Raw genomic sequence first — 19,220 nt, 5'->3', positions numbered from 1 at the left:
AGGAATGATGAAGTATATTTTTCATATTATTTTAGTTTTCGCGTTGTTTTTCGCGGGGTCAGTGCAGGCGCAAGAAGCGGACAGTCTGATCAACCTAGACGACGTTGAGTTTACCACTGGCGCTGATACGCAGCTATTGGATACGGCAGTGACCGAAGATGTTGTTTTCTCTGACGGACAAGACTCTGTGAGTCAAGACACGACAGCAAAAGCTTCTGCAAGTGCTGTTGCGGCACCGCAGGAATCAAAATCTCTTTGGGGAATCTTTATCGCTGGCCTTATCGGCGGTTTTGCAGCATTTCTAATGCCTTGTATCTTCCCAATGGTGCCTTTGACAGTCTCTTTCTTTACCAAGAAATCAGACTCCAGAAGTAAAGCCATTTCTCAAGCCTTTTTATACGGGCTGTTTATCATTGTTATTTATGTAGCATTAGGTATGTTGATTACCATTGCGTTCGGTCCAGAGGCCTTAAATGCACTCTCCACCAACGGAATTTTCAACTTCCTATTCTTCCTTTTACTGGTTGTCTTTGCGGCTTCTTTTTTCGGAGCATTCGAGATTACCTTACCAAGTTCATTTGTCAACAAGATTGACTCCAATTCCGATAAAAGCGGGTTGGTCGGTTTGTTCTTTATGTCGGCTAGTTTAGCGGTTGTTTCTTTCTCTTGTACAGGTCCGATAATCGGGACCCTGCTTGTAGAAGCGGCAACCAAAGGCGAGCGTTTAGGACCTGCTGTGGGTATGTTTGGCTTCTCTTTAGCTTTAGCCATTCCATTTGTATTATTTGCGATGTTCCCTTCATTATTAAAATCATTACCTAAATCAGGCGGATGGTTAAACAGTGTGAAAGTGGTTTTAGGTTTCTTAGAGCTAGCTTTAGCGATGAAATTCCTTTCCAACGTGGATTTAGCTTACAACTGGCAGTTATTGGATCGGGAAATATTCCTAGCCCTATGGATCGTAATCTTTGGATTAATGGGACTTTACCTATTGGGGAAAATCAAGTTCTCTCACGATAGTGACTTAGCTTTTCTATCGGTTCCTCGCTTAGTATTAACGATTGTAATATTCTCCTTTGTGGTTTATATGATACCAGGCATGTGGGGCGCTCCATTAAAATCGATTGCAGCCTTCCTTCCTCCAATTGGAACACAGGATTTTGATATCTCTAGCGCTAGTGGTCAAAGCGCAACGGCAACGGATGCGGCTAGCAGAAAGCATTATAGCCATTTCCACAGTCGTGCAACAATTAAAGGATTCGATCCTTACTATGATTATGATGAGGCATTGGCAGCAGCAAAGGCACAGAATAAGCCTTTGATGATTGACTTTACCGGCTGGACTTGTGTAAACTGTCGCAAGATGGAAGCCTCGGTATGGTCGGATCCAAAAGTGAAGGGTCTAATCAATGAAAACTTTATTTTAGTCGAATTATATGTTGATGAGCACGATTTGAAATTACCTGAAGCGGAGCAATATGTTTCCAAAGAAACAGGCAAGAAGATCAATACGGTTGGTAAGAAAAATACGGACTTTCAGATCACTCGCTTTCAGAGCAATTCCCAACCCTTGTATGCAATCGTAGGTGCTGATGAGCAACTATTGGTTCCGGCAAGTGGCGCAAATTATGATATTGAGAGCTATGCAGCCTATTTGCAGAGCGCTATAGACGCTTATAAAGCGAAATAAAGATCCCTAATAGATCATTCAGAGTCCATGTGAAGCGTATGCTGATCATGGGCTTTTTTGTTTAAATAGGGGCCTTTTCAACAATTAGTAATCCGAATGAATACAGTTAATCATCACATCGACACGTGATTCACTATTTATCAATTTGATATTAAATAGAACTAGACAAATAGTACTTTTGACTATGGTTTAAAGGAAGATTTCTAAACATTATGTGATGAAAGATTTCAGGCATGTGGCACTAATTCATATTTGATATTACATGTGGTACACTTCAATATATGCGAGTGTCCTCAAATATGATTAAGAATCCCATTCAATTATTACATCATTTAGGAGGTTAATTTATCATTCATTTATGTCGAAACAAAAGCAGCTTACACAAGGAGAACATGGGCATACACTCCATCATAATGGTGTGTTATCTAAGGATGGTCAGTGGATTCTTTTTGATTATCGGAATGATGAAACCCATATTGCGAAAACTGGAACAATTGCGGTAATGAATTTACTTGATGGAAAGGAGTATCCCATCTATCAAACTTCAAATCAATCGGAATACGGCCCGGGAGTTGGTGCAGCATCTTTTAATCCTTATACAAATCAAGTGGTTTTTATTCACGGTTTGTGTGATGCCGATAAAGAGAAACCTTATGATATCACTCGAAGGACCGCGGTGATGGTAGATATGGATAGGAATAATGAAGCGTCTTATGTGGATAGTCGTGATATTGTAGCACCCTATGTTCCGGGCAGTTTACGCGGAGGTACGCACTCACATATGTGGAGTCCGGATGGTCGTTTGTTAAGTTTTACATACAATGATGAGCTGATCGATTCTCAGCTTCGAACTGTAGGCGTTATGTTGCCGATCGATTCACCCGAAAAAGTGAATGAAGAACCCGTTAATGTTCAGGGTTCTTTTTATGCAGCGATCGTATCGGATGTCGTTGATAAGCCAAGATGGGGAACCGATGATATAAATCGAGCTTTTGATGAATGTTGGGTGACTAATCCTACTGGATCAAAAAACACATTTAGTATCGCTTTTCAAGGGAATACGTTCAATGAAAATGGAGACTTGGTCACCGAGGTCTTCTTAGTTGATATTGATTGTGAAAGTATTCTAAAAGATAGTCTGGCTGTTGGGGAAATTGGGGAACGGCCAAAGGTTCCACAAGGAACTATACAAAAGAGACTCACTTATACTGAACATGGGCTTTCGGATCTTCGACATTGGTTAAGAGCGAGTCCCGACGGTCAATATGTTTATGCTCTTGCAAAAGATCTGTATTACAAAAACCAGCTTGTCCGTATTTCTGTTGAAACGGGGGAAATGAAATATCTTTCTGAGTTCACATTCTCTATTTCATCCCCAATCAATTTAGATTCGAACGGCGAGTTTGTCTGCTTCGTCGCAAACAATCAGGTTTATAGCTTTCAATTTGCAAGCGGGAATTTGCAGCAACTAACGGATAATTTGATGGATGCATTACCAATAGTCGGCGCACCACATTTCGACCGCAATTATAAAACTGTATTTTATAATCAGATAGTGCGTTGCAATGAAAGTGAATTTATACAAATAATGACTACGAGCATTTAGATAATTTTATGATTCCAATTTCTTAACAAAGAATTTACCTTACTCTTCTAAAATTTTCATGTATTTTTATGTTTCAACCTAAACATAATAAACAATGAAAATGTTAAATACCAAAAAGTTATTTCAGTACACGCTATTGGGAGTGTCGCTAGGCATTTCATCGATTTCTTCGTCATTCGCACAGCTTAATGAAGTGAAGATATTTGCTCACCGTGCAGGAGCACACGAGTATGACGAGAATACTTTGTCGGCCTTCAAGACTACTTATGAGCAAGGGATGCGTGGTTATGAAACGGATGTCAGAATTACGAAAGATGGGCAGTTGGTAATCTTTCATGATGATAATCTCAAAAGAATTGTCGGTAAGGAAGGAGTGATTGAAGAAATGACGCTTGCGGAGATTAAGAAATTAAAAACCTTAAAGGGGAATGAGATTCCTACCCTCGATGAGATTGTAAATTACTTTAAAGACAAACCTGGAGTTTATATTGAGTTTGAAATGAAGACGAATAAACCGATGTATGATGAGGCAACGTTACATAAATACTGCGATATGTTGTACAATAAAGTGTATTCAAATAGACCTCAAAATTCGGATTATTTACTTACCTCATTTGATAAAAGACCACTACAGTATTTGAAGCAGAAATATCCAAGTGCGGATTTAATGTTTATCAAAGGCGAAGCTTTGACGCAAGCATTAATTGATGAAACAAAAGCATTAGGAATTAAACGAATAGCGGCTAACATTACACAAACAACGCGTGCAATGGTTAAAGATGCCAAGAAACAAGGGATGACTGTTAGTTTATGGCCTGGACGTTCCGTTGATGATTTCCTTTTAGGATTATCACTGGGTTCCGATTATCTGTGTACAGATGTGCCTATTGAAGTCTCCACCTGGGTGAAAAACAACGCAAGTTGGGTTAAACTTAAATAAAATGCGCCGGCCACTGAGCCGGCTTTTTTTTCTGAAAGTTATTATTGTTTTTTTTAGTAATCCAATACAATGTTAGACCAGTGATTATTCAAGGGTCTATTCTTTTTGTCCGGATAATTTTGTTTCTGTTTCTTGTGTATGATTATTTATGATGAAATGACTTGATTAATAAAAACAAGAGTATAATTTTTTCTACGAGCTCTAAAGGCATCAACTGTTGGTTCTTAACGTCTGATATCAGTTTTATTTCCGGGGAGTCTAACCACCAAAAAAAGGTCGATCTTTTATTTGTAAGACGTGTCTTTAAGGGTACTCAATTGTTTCTGTAATCTGTCAATTCTTTTAAGTCGTCTATTTTCAAGTATTTTCTTATCCTGTGGATGCAATTGATAGGCTTCATTGTCCCTCAGGACATGGTATGCTGCAATCAAGATCTTATGTGCGATGGCTATTGTAGCCTTCTTCTGACCTCTTCGTGCAGCGATTTGATGATGCTTGACCGCAAGTAATGGATTTGCCTTGGATCTAGAGGCCACCCATGCTGCCTCCACGAGCGTCGTCTTGAGATACTTGTTTCCACGTGTTATTTTCGAGGAGTACTTCTTTCCTGCACTCTCATTGTTGCCTGGGCAAACCCCAGCCCATGAAGAAAGGTTCTGATGTGTTGCAAATTGAGCCATGTCCGTACCGATTTCTGAAACGATTCCCAGTGCCACCCTGGAAGATACTCCAGGGATAGATTCCAGTAGTTCCAGCTCCTTGTGCATGATCCTTGCGTACTGTTCCATCTGAGCCTCTGATTGTGCTATTTGTAGATTGATATGATCGATGGATTGCAGTATTAGGTTCAACATGAAGCGGTGATGATCCGTAATCTTGCCAGTAAGCGCCTTAAGTAGCTCTGCGTGTTTCTTGACCAGCGAACCCTTGGCCATGCTTGCCAATAGCAAAGGATCGAGTTGACCTTTGGCCATGGCCCGGACCATTTCCATGGCGCTTACCCCAAATACGTCGCTGACTACGCTCCTCAGTTTGATGTTGGCGGATTCAAGGATGTTCTGTAACCGGTTCTTTTCTGCGGTCCGCATAGCGATAAGCTTACGTCTATGTCGGAAAAGTTCCCTGAGCTCCCGGATATGTTGTGGTGGGATGAAGCTCCCCTTCAGTAAACCGGAAAGAAGCAGTTTAGTGATCCATTCGCTATCCTTCTTGTCGGTCTTCTGTCCCGGAACATTTTTGATATGCCGGGCATTGACCAGTAGGATGTGAAAATAGTCTTCCAGAACCGCGTAAACCGGTCGCCAGTAAACCCCAGTGCTCTCCATGGCAACCTGTGTAATGGAATGGGCCTGGAGCCATTCCACTAAATTGTACAAGTCATCCGTAAAAGTTAAGAAGGTTTTTGTCTCTGTATCAAAATCACTACCTTTAATGGTAGCAACTACTGTGTCTTTGTGGACATCCAGTCCACAACCACGGTCAAGAATAAAGGGTAATCCGCTGACAGCCATAGGTCTTATATTTATTGGTACTAAGATACCGTTTTGGCTAAATGCCTATTGGGACTATGAGCCCGTGACTTTCATGGCTGTTGGTGATACCCGATGTATCATGAACGTTTTATTATCAGGTAATCGATAGACGAATTAGGTCTACCACACATTACAAAAAATAATAAAAATGCCTTAGCCACTCAGAAAATGAATAGTGAATCGGATTAGGTAGCGTTTAGAAAAAGCTTAAATAATTGTTTGTTGCTTTAGAAGAATGTGTTCTTGCCATTTTTTTATAATGACACATACTTCATATGCTTCTTGCTGCTCAAAGGAGCGCAGAAGGGTCTCTAACGTTAAGATGATTTCAGAAATATGGATGAAGTTCCCTTCTTCATCGCGGTAATCTCCAAGAATGTCCAAAAGAACACAATGTGTTTCAAATTCTTGAAATTTGCTTTGATAACTGCGATCAGCATTCAACCAAAGATGTTCAAATTGGAAGCCCGACTCGATATGCTTATGACATGCTAGTTCATATTGTGAACGACGTGTTTTTAGCTCTTGTTTCATTTTCTCTACACTATCTTGTAGAGAATCATACATGTTGGAGAGATGGAGTTGTACTTCCTTGTGTTGTGAAATAAGTGGCATAACATTTAAATTTTGATGCTCGTAAGTGTTCTAACAATTAATAGGTTGATATGTTTTGGTAGATCGCTGATATTCTGATTCTTGTACTAAAATAATATATAATTAGGTTAAAAGAAATATATTTGAAATTATGACGGAAAAAAATATCAATTCAATATTCCTTGAAATTTGCGCGAATTCAGTTTATTCTGCCAAGCAAGCCCAAACAGGAGGAGCAAGCCGAGTGGAGCTATGTCAAAACCTCGAGAACGGTGGGACTACGCCTTCTTATGGACAAATCAAGCTTGTCCGTGAAGCTCTTGATATTGCTGTACACGTGTTGATTAGACCACGATCTGGCGATTTCCTTTATAGCGAGGATGAATTTGCCGAGATTAAAGAAGATATTCTTTATTGTAAGGATATAGGTTGTGATGGTGTGGTTATTGGGATATTAGATCAAGCGGGGAATGTCGATAAAGTACGTATGCAGGAACTTGTAGATTTAGCGAAGCCCATGTGTGTCGTATTCCATAGGGCCTTCGACCGATGTTCCAATCCTCAACAAAGCTTAGAAGATATAATAGAATTGGGCTGTGATCGTCTATTAACATCAGGTCAAAAGAATTCTGCGTGGGAGGGAAGAGCACTTATCAAATCCTTAATTGAACAGGCGAATGGTAGAATAGAGATTATGCCTGGCGCTGGGATCGATGAGAGTAACGTGAAAGCAATAATCGAACACACAGGGGCCAAGAGTGTACATTCATCTGCGAAGGTCGTAGAGGCCTCTAAAATGGCCTTTAATCAAGTCGATGTAAAAGGGATGGATGAAATGGTTATTCATAGCTCCGCGGAACGCGTAAGCGAATTGGTAGACAAAATAAAAAGCCTTTAGTATTCACTAAAGGCTTTCAATATTGTTTAAAACAAATGCTTACTTAGCTTCAGTAGCTAATTGGTTTAAGATCGCGTCATTCTTAGCGATTTGACCTTTTGCAGACATCTTGTTTTTTGAACCTAATTCAATATTACGTCCAAGTTTCAAAAACTGTACTTCAACACGTGAAACAGTTTTGTTTCTTCTATCTTTTCTTTTTAAACGTGTAACTCCCATTGTTGTTAATATTTTTTCTAATGTTCAAACGAGGTCGGAAGCGGATTCGAACCGCTGTAGGAGGTTTTGCAGACCTCTGCCTAGCCACTCGGCCATCCGACCCTTTTACCTTTACAGGCATGCAAAAATAGGATTTAGTTTTGAAAAATAAAAACCTTTTTTGCTTTTTATTTGGCTTATTTCGTTTTTACACATTAAGACGTTGATTATAATAGATTTATAACTGTATTTGCTTTTAGGTCGAACTGTTTTATGTGTCTTGTAATTGTATTCATCATTTTTTTATTAAACTAATTCGCTGATATAAAGAACCTTACGTGCTAAGGTTAAATAAATTTACTTTTTGGTCTAAACTTTGCAAGTATTGTGAAGTCAATATGATGTTGACCATTAAAAAAGAAAAATTTAAAGCATATGAAAAAATTATTACTATCATTCGGAGCTGTAGTTTTATTAGCAGCAGGAGCGCAAGCTCAAACTAGCTATGGTTTAAAAGCTGGTGTTAACTTAGGTAAGTACTCAAATGTTTCAACAGAGCTTGATGATTACCAAAAGAACAATGTTTCCTTTTATGTTACAGGTTTCGCTGATATCCCAGTTGCACCACAATTCTCAATTCAACCAGGAGTTTCATTGCAAGGTAAAGGTGCTAAATATGAAGCAAGTGGTGACAATGGTTCAGGATCGATGACTCAAAATGTGATGTCAATTGAAGTTCCTGTAAATGCGGTTTATTATATTCCCGCAGGAGCTGGTAATGTGTTCTTAGGAGCTGGTCCATATGTAGGATTCAATATCTCGGGTAAACAAAAATGGGATGGTTCATTTGGTGGTGTTGAGGCATCGTCAGGTGATAGAAAAATGGAATTCTCAGGAGATGATAAAGACATGAATTTGATTGATGCAGGTGTTAATTTCCTAGGTGGTTACAAATTCAACAACGGTTTCTTAATCAATGCTGGTTACAACTTAGGTTTATCTAATCTTAACCCAGGTGATGGCGAGAAATCTTCAAACCGTGTATTGTCATTTGGAGTTGGTTTCCAATTCTAAGCGAAATAATATCTTATGTGAAAAGGCAATCTTACGATTGCCTTTTTTATTTTAATGGGACGCTGCTTAGGGATTAGTAGACCATAGCGACGCTGATTTCAACATAGCCCTACGAGGTAATTTCAAGTTTGCAACAATCAGTTCTGCAAAATCTTCTGGTTGCAGTACTTTATCTGGATTTCCATCAGTCAAGTTTAATTCCTTCGACATATCGGAAGCAATTGTGCTGGGCATTAAAGTACATACGCGAATATTGTATTTCCGAACTTCGCGCATTAACGAATCTGAAAAACCAATTACAGCGAACTTACTCGCACTATAGGCTGATGTAGTTGCAGCTCCATTTAAGCCTGCTGTTGACGAAACATTAATAATGTCTCCAGCATTCTTTTCAATTAATTGTGGAAGCACGGTTTTCGTCACATAATAAGTCCCCAGGACATTTGTATTCATAATATTTGTCCATTCTATCGGATCCATGTCTAGGACTGTTCCGAATGCAGCGATGCCAGCATTGTTGACCAAAATATCAAAGTTGCCAAATTCAGTATTTAGTTTCTTGATGCCCGCTTCAACTGCAGCAAGGTCTGCTATATCGAAAACGGCATAACTTGCTTTCACTCCGATAGCTTCGATTTCTTTTACTGTTTGCTTCAATAACTCTTCATTTCTGCCAGTAATAGCCACGTGTATACCTTCTGCAGCGAAGGCTAGGGCAGTAGCTTTACCCAATCCGCGACCACCTCCAGTTATCAGTGCATATTTTTCCTTTAAATTTTCCATGGTCAAATTTAAAGATTCGTTGTTAAATTGAAATCATCTGAAGTTCATGAAAAACTAATCCATTGCTATTCCAATTGTTTATAAAAGCAAAAAGCGCCTTCTTTTTTCAAAGAAGGCGCTTTTGTTTTTTCTAAATCAAATCTATCACACTTTGATTTCTACTTCAACACCTGAAGGTAATTCTAATTTCATTAACGCATCAACAGTTTTAGAGTTTGATGAGTAGATGTCTAACAATCTCTTGTAAGAACACAATTGGAATTGCTCACGTGCTTTTTTGTTAACGTGTGGAGAACGTAAAACTGTATAGATTTTTTTCTCAGTAGGCAATGGAATAGGACCACTAACAACTGCACCTGTAGGTTTTACTGTTTTCACGATTTTCTCAGCTGACTTGTCAACCAAGTTGTAATCGTAAGATTTCAATTTGATTCTGATTCTTTGGCTCATTATATATTTGTTTTTAAATGACCCCTGATTAGAGCTATTTATAATCAGGGATCGGTTGTTTTGTATGCTATTATTAGTCTTCTAGACCTTTTACTTTACCTTTTGCTTTCGCGATAACTTCTTCAGATACGTTACGAGGAGCTTCAGCGTAGTGATCAAATTCCATTGTAGAAGTTGCACGACCTGAAGTGATTGTACGTAATTGAGTTACATATCCGAACATCTCAGAAAGAGGTACTAATGCTTTGATAACCTGTGCTCCGTTACGTGAGTCAAGACCTTGCATCTGACCACGACGACGGTTTAAGTCACCCATTACATCACCCATGTTTTCTTCTGGAGTCAATACTTCAACCTTCATGATAGGCTCCATTAATACTGGAGTACATTTAGGTAATGCTTGACGGTATGCCATTTTACCAGCTAATTCGAAAGATAGTGAATCTGAATCGACTGCGTGGAAAGATCCGTCGATCAAACGTACTTTCATACCTGAAAGTGGGTAACCAGCTAATACACCATTGTTCATTGATGATTCAAATCCTTTTTGAACTGAAGGGATATATTCTTTTGGAATAGATCCACCCACGATTTCATTGATGAATTGAAGAGGTGATTTAACAACATCCCAATCTTCATCAGCAGGAGAGATAACAACTTTGATATCCGCAAATTTACCACGACCACCTGATTGTTTTTTGTAAACTTCACGGTGTTCTGATGTACCTTTGATAGACTCTTTGTAAGCTACTTGAGGAGCTCCTTGGTTAACCTCTACTTTGAATTCACGTTTCAAACGGTCGATCAAGATTTCTAAGTGAAGCTCACCCATACCTGAAATAACTGTTTGTCCAGTTTCTTCATCTGATTTTACAACAAATGTAGGATCCTCTTCAGATAATTTACCTAAAGCAATACCTAATTTATCTACGTCAGCTTGAGTTTTTGGCTCAATCGCTAAACCAATTACTGGCTCAGGGAAAGTCATTGACTCAAGAACGATTGGGTGTTTCTCATCAGAAAGAGTATCACCAGTTTTGATGTCTTTGAAACCCACAACAGCACCGATATCACCAGCCTCGATATGAGGGATAGGGTTTTGTTTATTCGCGTGCATTTGGAAGATACGAGAGATACGTTCTTTATTTCCTGAACGAGTGTTCAATACATAAGAACCAGCATCTAATTTACCTGAATACGCACGGATGAAACATAAACGACCTACGAATGGGTCAGTTGCAATTTTGAAACCTAATGCAGCGAAAGGCTCATCAACCGATGGTTTACGAGAAATCTCTTCGCCAGTGTTAGGGTTTGTTCCTTTTACAGCTTCTTGATCTAATGGTGAAGGTAATAACTCCATTACTAAGTCAAGCATTGTTTGAACACCTTTGTTTTTGAAAGATGAACCACAAACCATAGGAACGATTGCGTTATCTAAAACAGCTTTACGTAAAGCGTCTAAGATTTCGCGTTCTGTTAATGAATCTGGATCGTCAAAGAATTTCTCCATTAATGACTCATCGTATCCTGCTACAGCTTCTAATAATTTTTCACGGTATTCCGCTACTTCTTCAGCCATATCATCAGGAATAGGAACTTCTGTAAAAGTCATTCCTTTATCGTGCTCATTCCATACAATACCACGGTTGTTGATCAAGTCAACTACGCCTTTGAACGTATCTTCAGCGCCGATAGGTAATTGTAATGCAACAGCATCAGATCCTAACATTTGTTTTACTTGTTTTACAACTTTCAAAAAGTCAGCACCTGAACGGTCCATTTTATTTACGAAACCAATACGAGGTACTTTGTACCCGTCAGCTAAACGCCAGTTAGTTTCTGATTGAGGCTCAACACCATCAACTGCAGAAAATAAAAATACTAATCCGTCTAATACACGTAACGAACGGTTTACTTCAACCGTAAAGTCAACGTGTCCCGGTGTATCAATAACGTTTACTTGGTATTTATTGTTACGGTAGTTCCAGAATACAGTAGTTGCAGCTGAGGTAATTGTAATACCACGCTCTGCTTCTTGTTCCATCCAGTCCATTGTTGATGCACCTTCGTGAACTTCACCTATTTTATGGTTAACACCTGAGTAGTAAAGAATACGCTCAGTTGTTGTAGTTTTACCAGCATCGATGTGTGCAGCGATACCAATATTTCTAACTAATCTTAAATCTCTTGCCATATTAATTTTGCAGTTTGCCTGTTGGCGTTTTTTGTTGCTTTGTTTTTAAACAAATACACCGACTCTCGATAATGTATACTCTATTACCTAAAGTCGGTGTAATCATATTTGATTCTTTATCTTCAAAATTAGAATCTGAAGTGTGAGAACGCTTTGTTAGCTTCCGCCATCTTATGCGTATCTTCTTTCTTCTTTACAGCAGCACCTTCACCTTTAGACGCTGAAATAATTTCTCCTGCTAATTTCTCGAACATAGTTTTTTCACCACGTTTACGAGCGTAAGAGATTAACCATTTCATACCTAAAGCGATCTTACGCTCAGGACGAACCTCCATAGGAACTTGGAAGTTTGCACCACCAACACGACGAGATTTAACCTCTACAGCTGGCATTACATTGTTTAAAGCTTTTTTCCAAGTCTCTAAACCGTTTTCTTGCGTTTTTGATTCTACTAATTCTACTGCATCGTAAAAAATTGAATAAGCGATAGATTTCTTACCGTCTACCATCATATTATTTACGAAACGTGTTACCTGAACGTCATTAAACTTTGGATCAGGTAAAATGATTCTCTTTTTTGGTTTTGCTTTTCTCATTTTCTCTTCCTCCGTTTAATTATTTCTTACCTTTTGCTGGAGCAGCTACTTGTCCTGGTTTAGGACGTTTTGTTCCGTATTTAGAACGACGTTGGTTACGACCAGCTACACCTGAAGTATCTAATGCACCACGGATAATGTGGTAACGAACTCCTGGTAAATCTTTAACACGGCCACCACGGATTAACACGATTGAGTGCTCTTGTAAGTTGTGTCCTTCTCCTGGAATGTAAGCATTCACTTCTTTTCCATTTGTTAAACGAACGCGAGCTACTTTACGCATTGCTGAGTTTGGTTTTTTAGGGGTAGTAGTGTATACACGTGTACACACACCTCTTCGCTGTGGACATGAATCCAACGCTGGTGATTTACTCTTGTCAACCAGAGCTACTCTACCTTTTCTAACTAATTGTTGAATAGTAGGCATTTACCTGTTTTGTGTTTTTAATTTGTGTAAAATTAATTTTTAAGTCTGCAAAGATATAAAGAATATCTTGAATCGTAAAGAGTTGTGCGATAAAGTTTTTAAATATTTTACGCGCTCTTTTCAGTTGGACAATTCTACCTCGCAATTTGCTGGAAATTAGATATTGAATCTCGATAAAGATATGGAGTCTTCAAGAATTGTCTAATTTTAGCATTGAGTAGACCCATTTTGACTAAATGGGTAGATATCGTTATCTATAGTGATAAATCGCGCTACTTGACCTTGTCTATTTTGATGACTTTCTATGATGCCATATTTTTTTAGCTGCTCAATCCATACGTAGATGGTTAATAATTCAAGAGCCGTCTCTTAGGACGGCTCTGTTTATTAATTTCGTTCCAGATTGCTGATATAGTTGTTTGAATTAGGTTATCAGTGTGAAATCGATCTGACGTTTTTCTAAATCTACTTTTTTGACTTTGATCTGTACTTCATCGCCGAGTTGGTAGACTTTTTTCTTACGTTGTCCAATGATAGCGTAATTCTTTTCATCCAATGTATAGAAGTCGTCTGTGATATCGCGTAGACGAACCATGCCTTCGCATTTGTTCTCTTCGATTTCGACATACATACCCCATTCAGTGACGCCAGATACAATTCCCGTGTATTCTACGCCAATTTGATCTTGTAGGAATTCGGCTTGTTTGTATTTAATGGACGCTCGTTCGGCTTCCGCTGCTTTCTTCTCTTTTTGGGAAGAATGTTCTGACATCTTCTCGTAGTGTTCGGCATTGATCTTAGTTCCTCCGTCCAAGTAGTATTGAAGCAAGCGGTGAACCATCACATCTGGATATCTACGGATAGGCGAAGTGAAATGCGTATAATAGTCGAATGCTAATCCGTAGTGCGAAGTGCTCTTCGTGGTATAGATCGCTTTCGCCATCGAGCGAACAGCAAGAGAAGTTAATAGATTTTGTTCTTTCGATCCCTCTATCTTGGTCATTAAGCTGTTTAAAGATTTTGCAGTCTCTTTATCGGATTTGATAATTAATCGGTGACCGAAGCGCGAAGCGAACTGTGAAAAGTTAGTTAGTGTTTCAGGATTCGGTACATCGTGGAATCTGTAGACAAACGGAAGCTTGTTTTTTCCGCGTCCTTGCTTGCCAATAAATTCGGCAACCTTACGATTCGCCAGTAGCATGAAATCTTCAATTAGCTTATGGGCCTCTTTACGGATTTTAGTGTATACGCCAATAGGCTTACCATTTCCATCTAAATGGAATTTTATCTCTTCAGATTCAAAACTGATTGCGCCATTTTTGAATTTGCGTTCGCGCAGAATAAATGCAAGCTCATTTAATTTTAGTATCGCTGGCGCAAGTGCGTCTTCTTTTCCTTCAATTATTTCTTGTGCCTCTTCGTAAGTGAACCGACGGTCAGAATGTATAACTGTTCTGCCGAACCATTGGTCTACAACATTCGCTTTCTCATCAAGCTCAAAGACGGCTGAGAAGCAAAGTTTATCTTCGTTGGGTCTCAATGAGCACAGATTGTTAGAAAGTCGCTCAGGGAGCATGGGAATAACTCTGTCGACTAAATATACTGAGGTTCCTCTTTCAAATGCTTCTTTGTCTAATGCGGTCTCAGGAATTACGTAATGTGAAACGTCGGCAATATGAACGCCAATTTCGTAGTTCCCATTTTCCAAGACTTGATAAGAGATGGCATCATCAAAATCTTTAGCATCGGCAGGGTCAATCGTGAAAGTTGTAATTTGACGAAAGTCTTTACGTTTTGCAATTTCTTCCGAGGAGATAATGTCCGAGATAGCGTTCGCTTCGTTCTCGACTTCTTTAGGAAATTCGAGCGGGAATCCATAGTCCGCTAAGATGGCATTCATCTCTGTATTGTTTTCTCCTTTTTTTCCGAGAACATGTTTTACGCGCCCGATAGGATTCTTCGCATTCTTTGGCCATTCGATAATGGAAACTAATACTTTCTCTCCGTCTTTCGCTCCGTTTAAATTGTCAAGCGGAATGAAAATGTCGTGTAGCATTTTGCGATCATCTGGAAGGAAGAAGGCGTAGCTGTTCGACATGTCTACTGTACCAGTGAAATCAGTCTTCGCACGGGTGAGGATTTCCACGACTTCGCCTTCGCGCTTACGGCCTTTTTTACGTTCGTAAACATGTACTTTGACACGGTCACCATGTAGGGCTTGGCGGAGTTTTCGAGGGGCAACATAGATGTCATTTTCGAGTTCATCTTCCGGGACAATATAGGCAGACCCATCGGCAGTCATATCGACCTTTCCTGTGATGTAAACATTGAGCTGTCGAAGCTTGAATTTTCCGCGCTCGGGTTGTTCGAATTGACCTGCCTTAATACCGTCGTTGAGTATGTCAGCGATGGCAACTTTAGCGTCGGATTCTTTGATATTTAATTTCGCAGCAACTTGCTTATAGTTGAGTGGAGTGTTTCCTGATTTTTCAAAAACGTCTACGATCAGTTGGGTTAAAACTTCTTTGTAAGGGTTTTCTTTTTTTGATTTCATATGTCTGTTTTGTGCTCCAGTTTTTAGAAGCTATTTAATCATACTAGGGTAGGAGAGGTCCTGCCAGCATTGGGATGATCTTCGTTAATGCGCCTCTAAAATGATAGAACTAAGGTACGTAAAAACTTGTTCAAATTTCGTGCAAGTTTTGAGAAGGGATATAGCGGTGTTTGGATGAAATTATGTATGTAAATTAACTATTCTTTTTAGCATGTGTAATTAGCTGAATATATTGTTAATAAACATGTTTTGCTAAAATAATATAAATCGCTAAATTTCCGTAAATAGCTGATAATGAATATTGTTGTGTTTATTTATAAAAATTACAACAAGAATAGTAAGGTTTGCTAAATTTATATGTATAAACTGTTTGGTTGTTTTGCGTATGGTATATTACTTTAATATAAAGAGTTATGTTCTACTATGCTAAATTTTAGCTTTAGTGTGAATTAATTGATTTAGCTTTCATTTAGGGGTTTTTCAAACAAACAGATTGACAAACTACTTATTGGGTTAAGCAGGTGAAAATTACAAAAAAAATCGAGAAATTGACTTATTTTTCTTTGCAATCATTGCAAAGGCCGACTGCGTTAACGGCTATGGAATGAAGTGTGAAGCCATGGGGTAAACTGATTTTCGGGGCAGCAGTTTCATCTAAACAAAACACAGAATTACAAACCGAACAAATGAAATGAACGTGTTGATCATGGTGATGATGCTCGGTGCATTTGGTTGAACAAAGTGCATAAGTAGCAGTTCCGTTTAGATCAAAAACCTTGTGAAGGATTCCTTTTTCCTCGAAGCTTGCGAGTATTCGATAAAGGGTAACACGGTCGATTTCAGCTCCAAGAATTTTCTCTAATTCTGGTTGGGAAATCGCAGCGGTTTTCGTCGAAATAGTTTCCAAAACACGTAGTCTAGGTTGTGTAATTTTTAACTTATTTGTCTTCAGAATTTGAGTGAATTCTGCTGCTTGTAATGCTGTATTATCCGTGTACATTTCCGCTTTCATAAATCTAAAATTACGAAATTTTTAGCTGATAAAAAAAAGCCTTCGTAGTGGAACTACGAAGGCTGATTTATGTATGTTTTTGCTGGCTTATTTTCCAGCAGCTTTCGCGTGATCCGCTAAGAATTGTGCTAATCCACTATCTGTTAAAGGGTGTTTTAATAACGCTGTAATTGCCGATAAAGGACCAGTCATTACATCTGCACCAATCTTCGCACAACCTAAAATATGAGCACTGTTACGTACAGATGCTGCTAAGATTTGAGTTTCGAATCCGTAGTTATCGTAGATCTCACGAATCTCTTCGATTAGGCCTAAACCATCGACAGAGATATCGTCTAAACGACCGATAAATGGAGATACATAAGTTGCACCTGCTTTAGCCGCTAATAAAGCTTGACCTGCAGAGAAAACTAATGTACAGTTCGTTTTAATTCCTTTTTTGCTGAAGTATTTAATTGCTTTGATGCCTTCTTTGATCATTGGAACTTTGACAACGATCTTGCTATCCAATGCCGCTAAAGCTTCACCTTCTTTAATCATACCCTCGTATTCAGTAGAAATAACTTCGGCACTTACATCGCCATCAACGATTGCGCAGATCGCTTTGTAATGGTTAATCACGTTTTCTTCGCCAGAAATACCCTCTTTAGCCATTAAGGAAGGATTTGTTGTTACGCCGTCTAAAACGCCTAAATCTTGCGCTTCTTTGATTTGCTCTAAATTAGCGGTATCAATAAAAAATTTCATGTTGTAAAGTGTTGAATGATTGTGTTTACTGTTGTCTCAAAATAAGCTAAACGCTTTGTTTGCACAAAGGTAATTATATTGTTGCAGAATGTGAAGATGTACATTAACTAATTGCGTTTTCATAATAAACTATTCGTTAGCAAGGGATTAAATGAGGAATTTTTATTATTCATATTCTTCTTTACTGTTTTAAAAGCCTACATTTATCGTGTCAAGGCAAACTCTTTGGCATACATTAGGTTATTTAAATAGGCTAACCTATATTCATGCAATTATTTAGATCACTAGCATATCCGAACTTTAGACTCCATGTTATTGGCCAAGCGATCTCGCTACTCGGCACATGGATGCAGCGTATTGCCATCAGTTGGCTGGTATATCAGTTAACGAATTCAGTTTTCTGGCTAGGATTTGTCTCTTTTGTATCTCTTTTACCTTCTTTAGTGCTATCACCTTTCATTGGTGCATTTGTCGATAGGCATAAGAAATATAAGCTTGTTTTTATCACGCAAATCGGTTTAATGATACAAGCTGGCTTATTAGCATTGTTGGTTTATCTTAAGCTGGAATCAGTACTTTACCTGTCAATTTTAGGCTTTATCCAAGGAGTTATTAATGCTTTCGATGTCTTGGGGCGACAATCATTATTGGTTTCTCTAGTAGATGATCGAAAGGATTTGCCGAACGCAATCGCATTAAATTCCTCAATTTTTAATGCTGCGCGTATGGTTGGGCCTGCAATAGGCGGTGTTTTGCTATCCACTTATGGAGAATTGGCTTGTTTTACTTTGAACTTCGTTAGTTTTATTCCAGTAATTTTCTGCTTAGCATTAATGAAAGTAGTAGAAAAACCCATCGTAATCCCGAATGAAAGCTCATTTGAAGGTCTAAAACATGGTTTTGAATACCTGATGCGTTCTCCACACATCATGTCTTTAATCATCATATTGACGTTTTCGAGCCTTTTAGTTATCCCGTATACCTCCCTGTTGCCTGCTGTGGCGAGAGAACTTTTTGAGGGTGATGAACGTACTTTTTCTTGGTTTGAAAGTGCCGCGGGATTAGGTGCAATGATTGGAGCAATCAATATGGCTCGATTAAAATCAGGAGAAAACTTGCGATATCGCGTGCTTTTTGCGGCCCTTGCTATGGGGATTTCGTTAATATTCTTAGCTTATGCGAACTATTTACCCGCTGCTTTATTCTTCACGATGGGGGTATCTTTTGCTATGATGATGCAGAATTCCTCAATCAATACATATATTCAAACACATGCGATGCCAGCTTATCGAGCTCGCGCAATGTCTTATTATGTGATGGCTTTTCAAGGGATCTTTCCGATTGGAAGCTTATTAACAGGTGCTATTGCCGAAGTATTAGGCATAAAAAACACCCTCTACATTATGGGTGGATGTGGGGTGTTAATTTCTATTGGCTTCTACATTTACCTAAGACTTCATATTCAACGTCGGTTATTTAAAGCTAATTTTCGTTGATTTAAGCTCAGTAGATTCTTCTTGTAGTCGATAATTCCGCCATATGTTTTCAATATATCACCCCCTAGGACACCGATTACTGGATCCAAGCCGATCTGCGTATAAGCGTAGTTGATGGAACTCAAGTCGAGTACCGCTACGGTGAAATTCTTTACGCTCCATCCGCATAATTTCATTTCAGGAATGCTAAGCATAAAGCTTTCCATCGTATTGGTGCCTAATCCTGTCGATAAAATGTCTGTATTTTGGAAATTTTCCTCCGCCAGTCCAGAGTGTAATAGTGTTTCTTTATCTAATACCGTTTTAGAGGCTCCGGTGTCAATAACGATTTTAAAGGTCTTGTCGTAAATTGTGATCTCAGTAATAATATGAAAGCCATCGGCCTGTAGACCGATGACTTCAAAAGGAATTTTTTGCATGTAAGAT

The 19,220-nt window shown here is 38.8% G+C and carries 18 protein-coding genes and 1 tRNA gene; 6 read left to right on the top strand and 13 right to left on the bottom strand.

Translation table 11 applies throughout. From position 1 onward, the window contains the following. Positions 1-7 precede the first annotated feature (7 nt). The 3 genes from GFH32_RS12840 to GFH32_RS12830 all read left to right on the top strand — a co-directional run bounded on the left by GFH32_RS12840 (position 8) and on the right by GFH32_RS12830 (position 4,236). On the top strand, positions 8-1,690 hold the full coding sequence (locus tag GFH32_RS12840; RefSeq protein WP_153513081.1) for a protein-disulfide reductase DsbD family protein: 1,683 nt from the start codon (positions 8-10) through the stop codon (positions 1,688-1,690). 358 nt (positions 1,691-2,048) lie between these two features. Beyond that, positions 2,049-3,296: a DUF3748 domain-containing protein gene (locus GFH32_RS12835; RefSeq protein ID WP_153511980.1), complete on the top strand. Its 1,248-nt coding sequence runs from the start codon at positions 2,049-2,051 to the stop codon at positions 3,294-3,296. Positions 3,297-3,390: 94 nt separating this feature from the next. After that, positions 3,391-4,236, top strand: coding sequence for a glycerophosphodiester phosphodiesterase (locus GFH32_RS12830; RefSeq protein WP_202111313.1), 846 nt, complete (start codon positions 3,391-3,393; stop codon positions 4,234-4,236). 284 nt (positions 4,237-4,520) lie between these two features. On the opposite strand, the gene GFH32_RS12825 is transcribed toward GFH32_RS12830, so the two are convergent. Further along, the gene (locus GFH32_RS12825) at positions 4,521-5,747 is read right to left on the bottom strand and encodes an IS110 family RNA-guided transposase (RefSeq protein ID WP_153511979.1); all 1,227 of its coding nucleotides are present in this window, start codon (positions 5,745-5,747) and stop codon (positions 4,521-4,523) included. A 228-nt stretch (positions 5,748-5,975) separates the two neighbouring features. Then, positions 5,976-6,383: a hypothetical protein gene (locus GFH32_RS12820; RefSeq protein ID WP_153511978.1), complete on the bottom strand. Its 408-nt coding sequence runs from the start codon at positions 6,381-6,383 to the stop codon at positions 5,976-5,978. A gap of 130 nt (positions 6,384-6,513) precedes the next feature. Between GFH32_RS12820 and GFH32_RS12815 the strand changes: the two genes are divergently transcribed. Continuing rightward, the gene (locus tag GFH32_RS12815) at positions 6,514-7,260 is read left to right on the top strand and encodes a copper homeostasis protein CutC (protein WP_153511977.1); all 747 of its coding nucleotides are present in this window, start codon (positions 6,514-6,516) and stop codon (positions 7,258-7,260) included. 39 nt (positions 7,261-7,299) lie between these two features. On the opposite strand, the gene GFH32_RS12810 is transcribed toward GFH32_RS12815, so the two are convergent. Then, on the bottom strand, positions 7,300-7,479 hold the full coding sequence (locus tag GFH32_RS12810; protein ID WP_153511976.1) for a spore protein: 180 nt from the start codon (positions 7,477-7,479) through the stop codon (positions 7,300-7,302). A 31-nt stretch (positions 7,480-7,510) separates the two neighbouring features. Further along, a tRNA-Cys gene (locus GFH32_RS12805) sits at positions 7,511-7,581 on the bottom strand. Between the two features lie 312 nt (positions 7,582-7,893). Between GFH32_RS12805 and GFH32_RS12800 the strand changes: the two genes are divergently transcribed. After that, positions 7,894-8,532: a porin family protein gene (locus GFH32_RS12800; RefSeq protein ID WP_153511975.1), complete on the top strand. Its 639-nt coding sequence runs from the start codon at positions 7,894-7,896 to the stop codon at positions 8,530-8,532. A 66-nt stretch (positions 8,533-8,598) separates the two neighbouring features. Here the strand turns inward: GFH32_RS12800 and GFH32_RS12795 are convergent, their stop codons facing one another. From GFH32_RS12795 to fsa, 8 genes are all read right to left on the bottom strand, one after another. After that, positions 8,599-9,315 carry a 3-ketoacyl-ACP reductase gene (locus GFH32_RS12795; RefSeq protein ID WP_153511974.1) on the bottom strand — a complete coding sequence of 239 codons (717 nt, stop codon included), beginning with the start codon at positions 9,313-9,315 and terminating at the stop codon, positions 8,599-8,601. A 144-nt stretch (positions 9,316-9,459) separates the two neighbouring features. Beyond that, positions 9,460-9,765, bottom strand: coding sequence for a 30S ribosomal protein S10 (rpsJ, locus tag GFH32_RS12790; RefSeq protein WP_013667229.1), 306 nt, complete (start codon positions 9,763-9,765; stop codon positions 9,460-9,462). Between the two features lie 73 nt (positions 9,766-9,838). Next, positions 9,839-11,962, bottom strand: a complete 2,124-nt coding sequence (gene fusA, locus GFH32_RS12785; protein ID WP_153511973.1) for an elongation factor G — start codon at positions 11,960-11,962, stop codon at positions 9,839-9,841. Positions 11,963-12,090: 128 nt separating this feature from the next. Continuing rightward, a complete protein-coding gene (gene rpsG, locus GFH32_RS12780) occupies positions 12,091-12,558 on the bottom strand; it encodes a 30S ribosomal protein S7 (RefSeq protein WP_153511972.1) in 468 nt (155 codons plus the stop codon). 19 nt (positions 12,559-12,577) lie between these two features. Beyond that, positions 12,578-12,985, bottom strand: a complete 408-nt coding sequence (gene rpsL / locus GFH32_RS12775; RefSeq protein WP_153511971.1) for a 30S ribosomal protein S12 — start codon at positions 12,983-12,985, stop codon at positions 12,578-12,580. 424 nt (positions 12,986-13,409) lie between these two features. Beyond that, a complete protein-coding gene (gene rnr / locus GFH32_RS12770) occupies positions 13,410-15,539 on the bottom strand; it encodes a ribonuclease R (protein WP_153511970.1) in 2,130 nt (709 codons plus the stop codon). Between the two features lie 553 nt (positions 15,540-16,092). Continuing rightward, complete coding sequence (locus GFH32_RS12765; protein ID WP_153511969.1) at positions 16,093-16,551, bottom strand: Fur family transcriptional regulator; 459 nt, start codon at positions 16,549-16,551, stop codon at positions 16,093-16,095. Between the two features lie 87 nt (positions 16,552-16,638). After that, the gene (gene fsa, locus GFH32_RS12760; protein ID WP_153511968.1) at positions 16,639-17,298 is read right to left on the bottom strand and encodes a fructose-6-phosphate aldolase; all 660 of its coding nucleotides are present in this window, start codon (positions 17,296-17,298) and stop codon (positions 16,639-16,641) included. 266 nt (positions 17,299-17,564) lie between these two features. Here fsa and GFH32_RS12755 point away from each other — a divergent pair, with 266 nt between their 5' ends. Next, on the top strand, positions 17,565-18,794 hold the full coding sequence (locus GFH32_RS12755; RefSeq protein WP_153511967.1) for an MFS transporter: 1,230 nt from the start codon (positions 17,565-17,567) through the stop codon (positions 18,792-18,794). Here the strand turns inward: GFH32_RS12755 and GFH32_RS12750 are convergent. After that, positions 18,761-19,213: an aspartyl protease family protein gene (locus GFH32_RS12750; protein WP_153511966.1), complete on the bottom strand. Its 453-nt coding sequence runs from the start codon at positions 19,211-19,213 to the stop codon at positions 18,761-18,763. The two genes, GFH32_RS12755 and GFH32_RS12750, sit on opposite strands and share 34 nt — an antisense overlap. Between the last annotated feature and the right edge of the window lie 7 nt (positions 19,214-19,220).

The sequence above is a fragment of the Sphingobacteruim zhuxiongii genome (assembly GCF_009557615.1).
Classification (GTDB): Bacteria; Bacteroidota; Bacteroidia; order Sphingobacteriales; family Sphingobacteriaceae; genus Sphingobacterium; species Sphingobacterium zhuxiongii.
The sequence above is the reverse complement of the archived record's forward strand: the minus strand, read 5'-3'. Positions and strand labels throughout refer to the sequence as shown.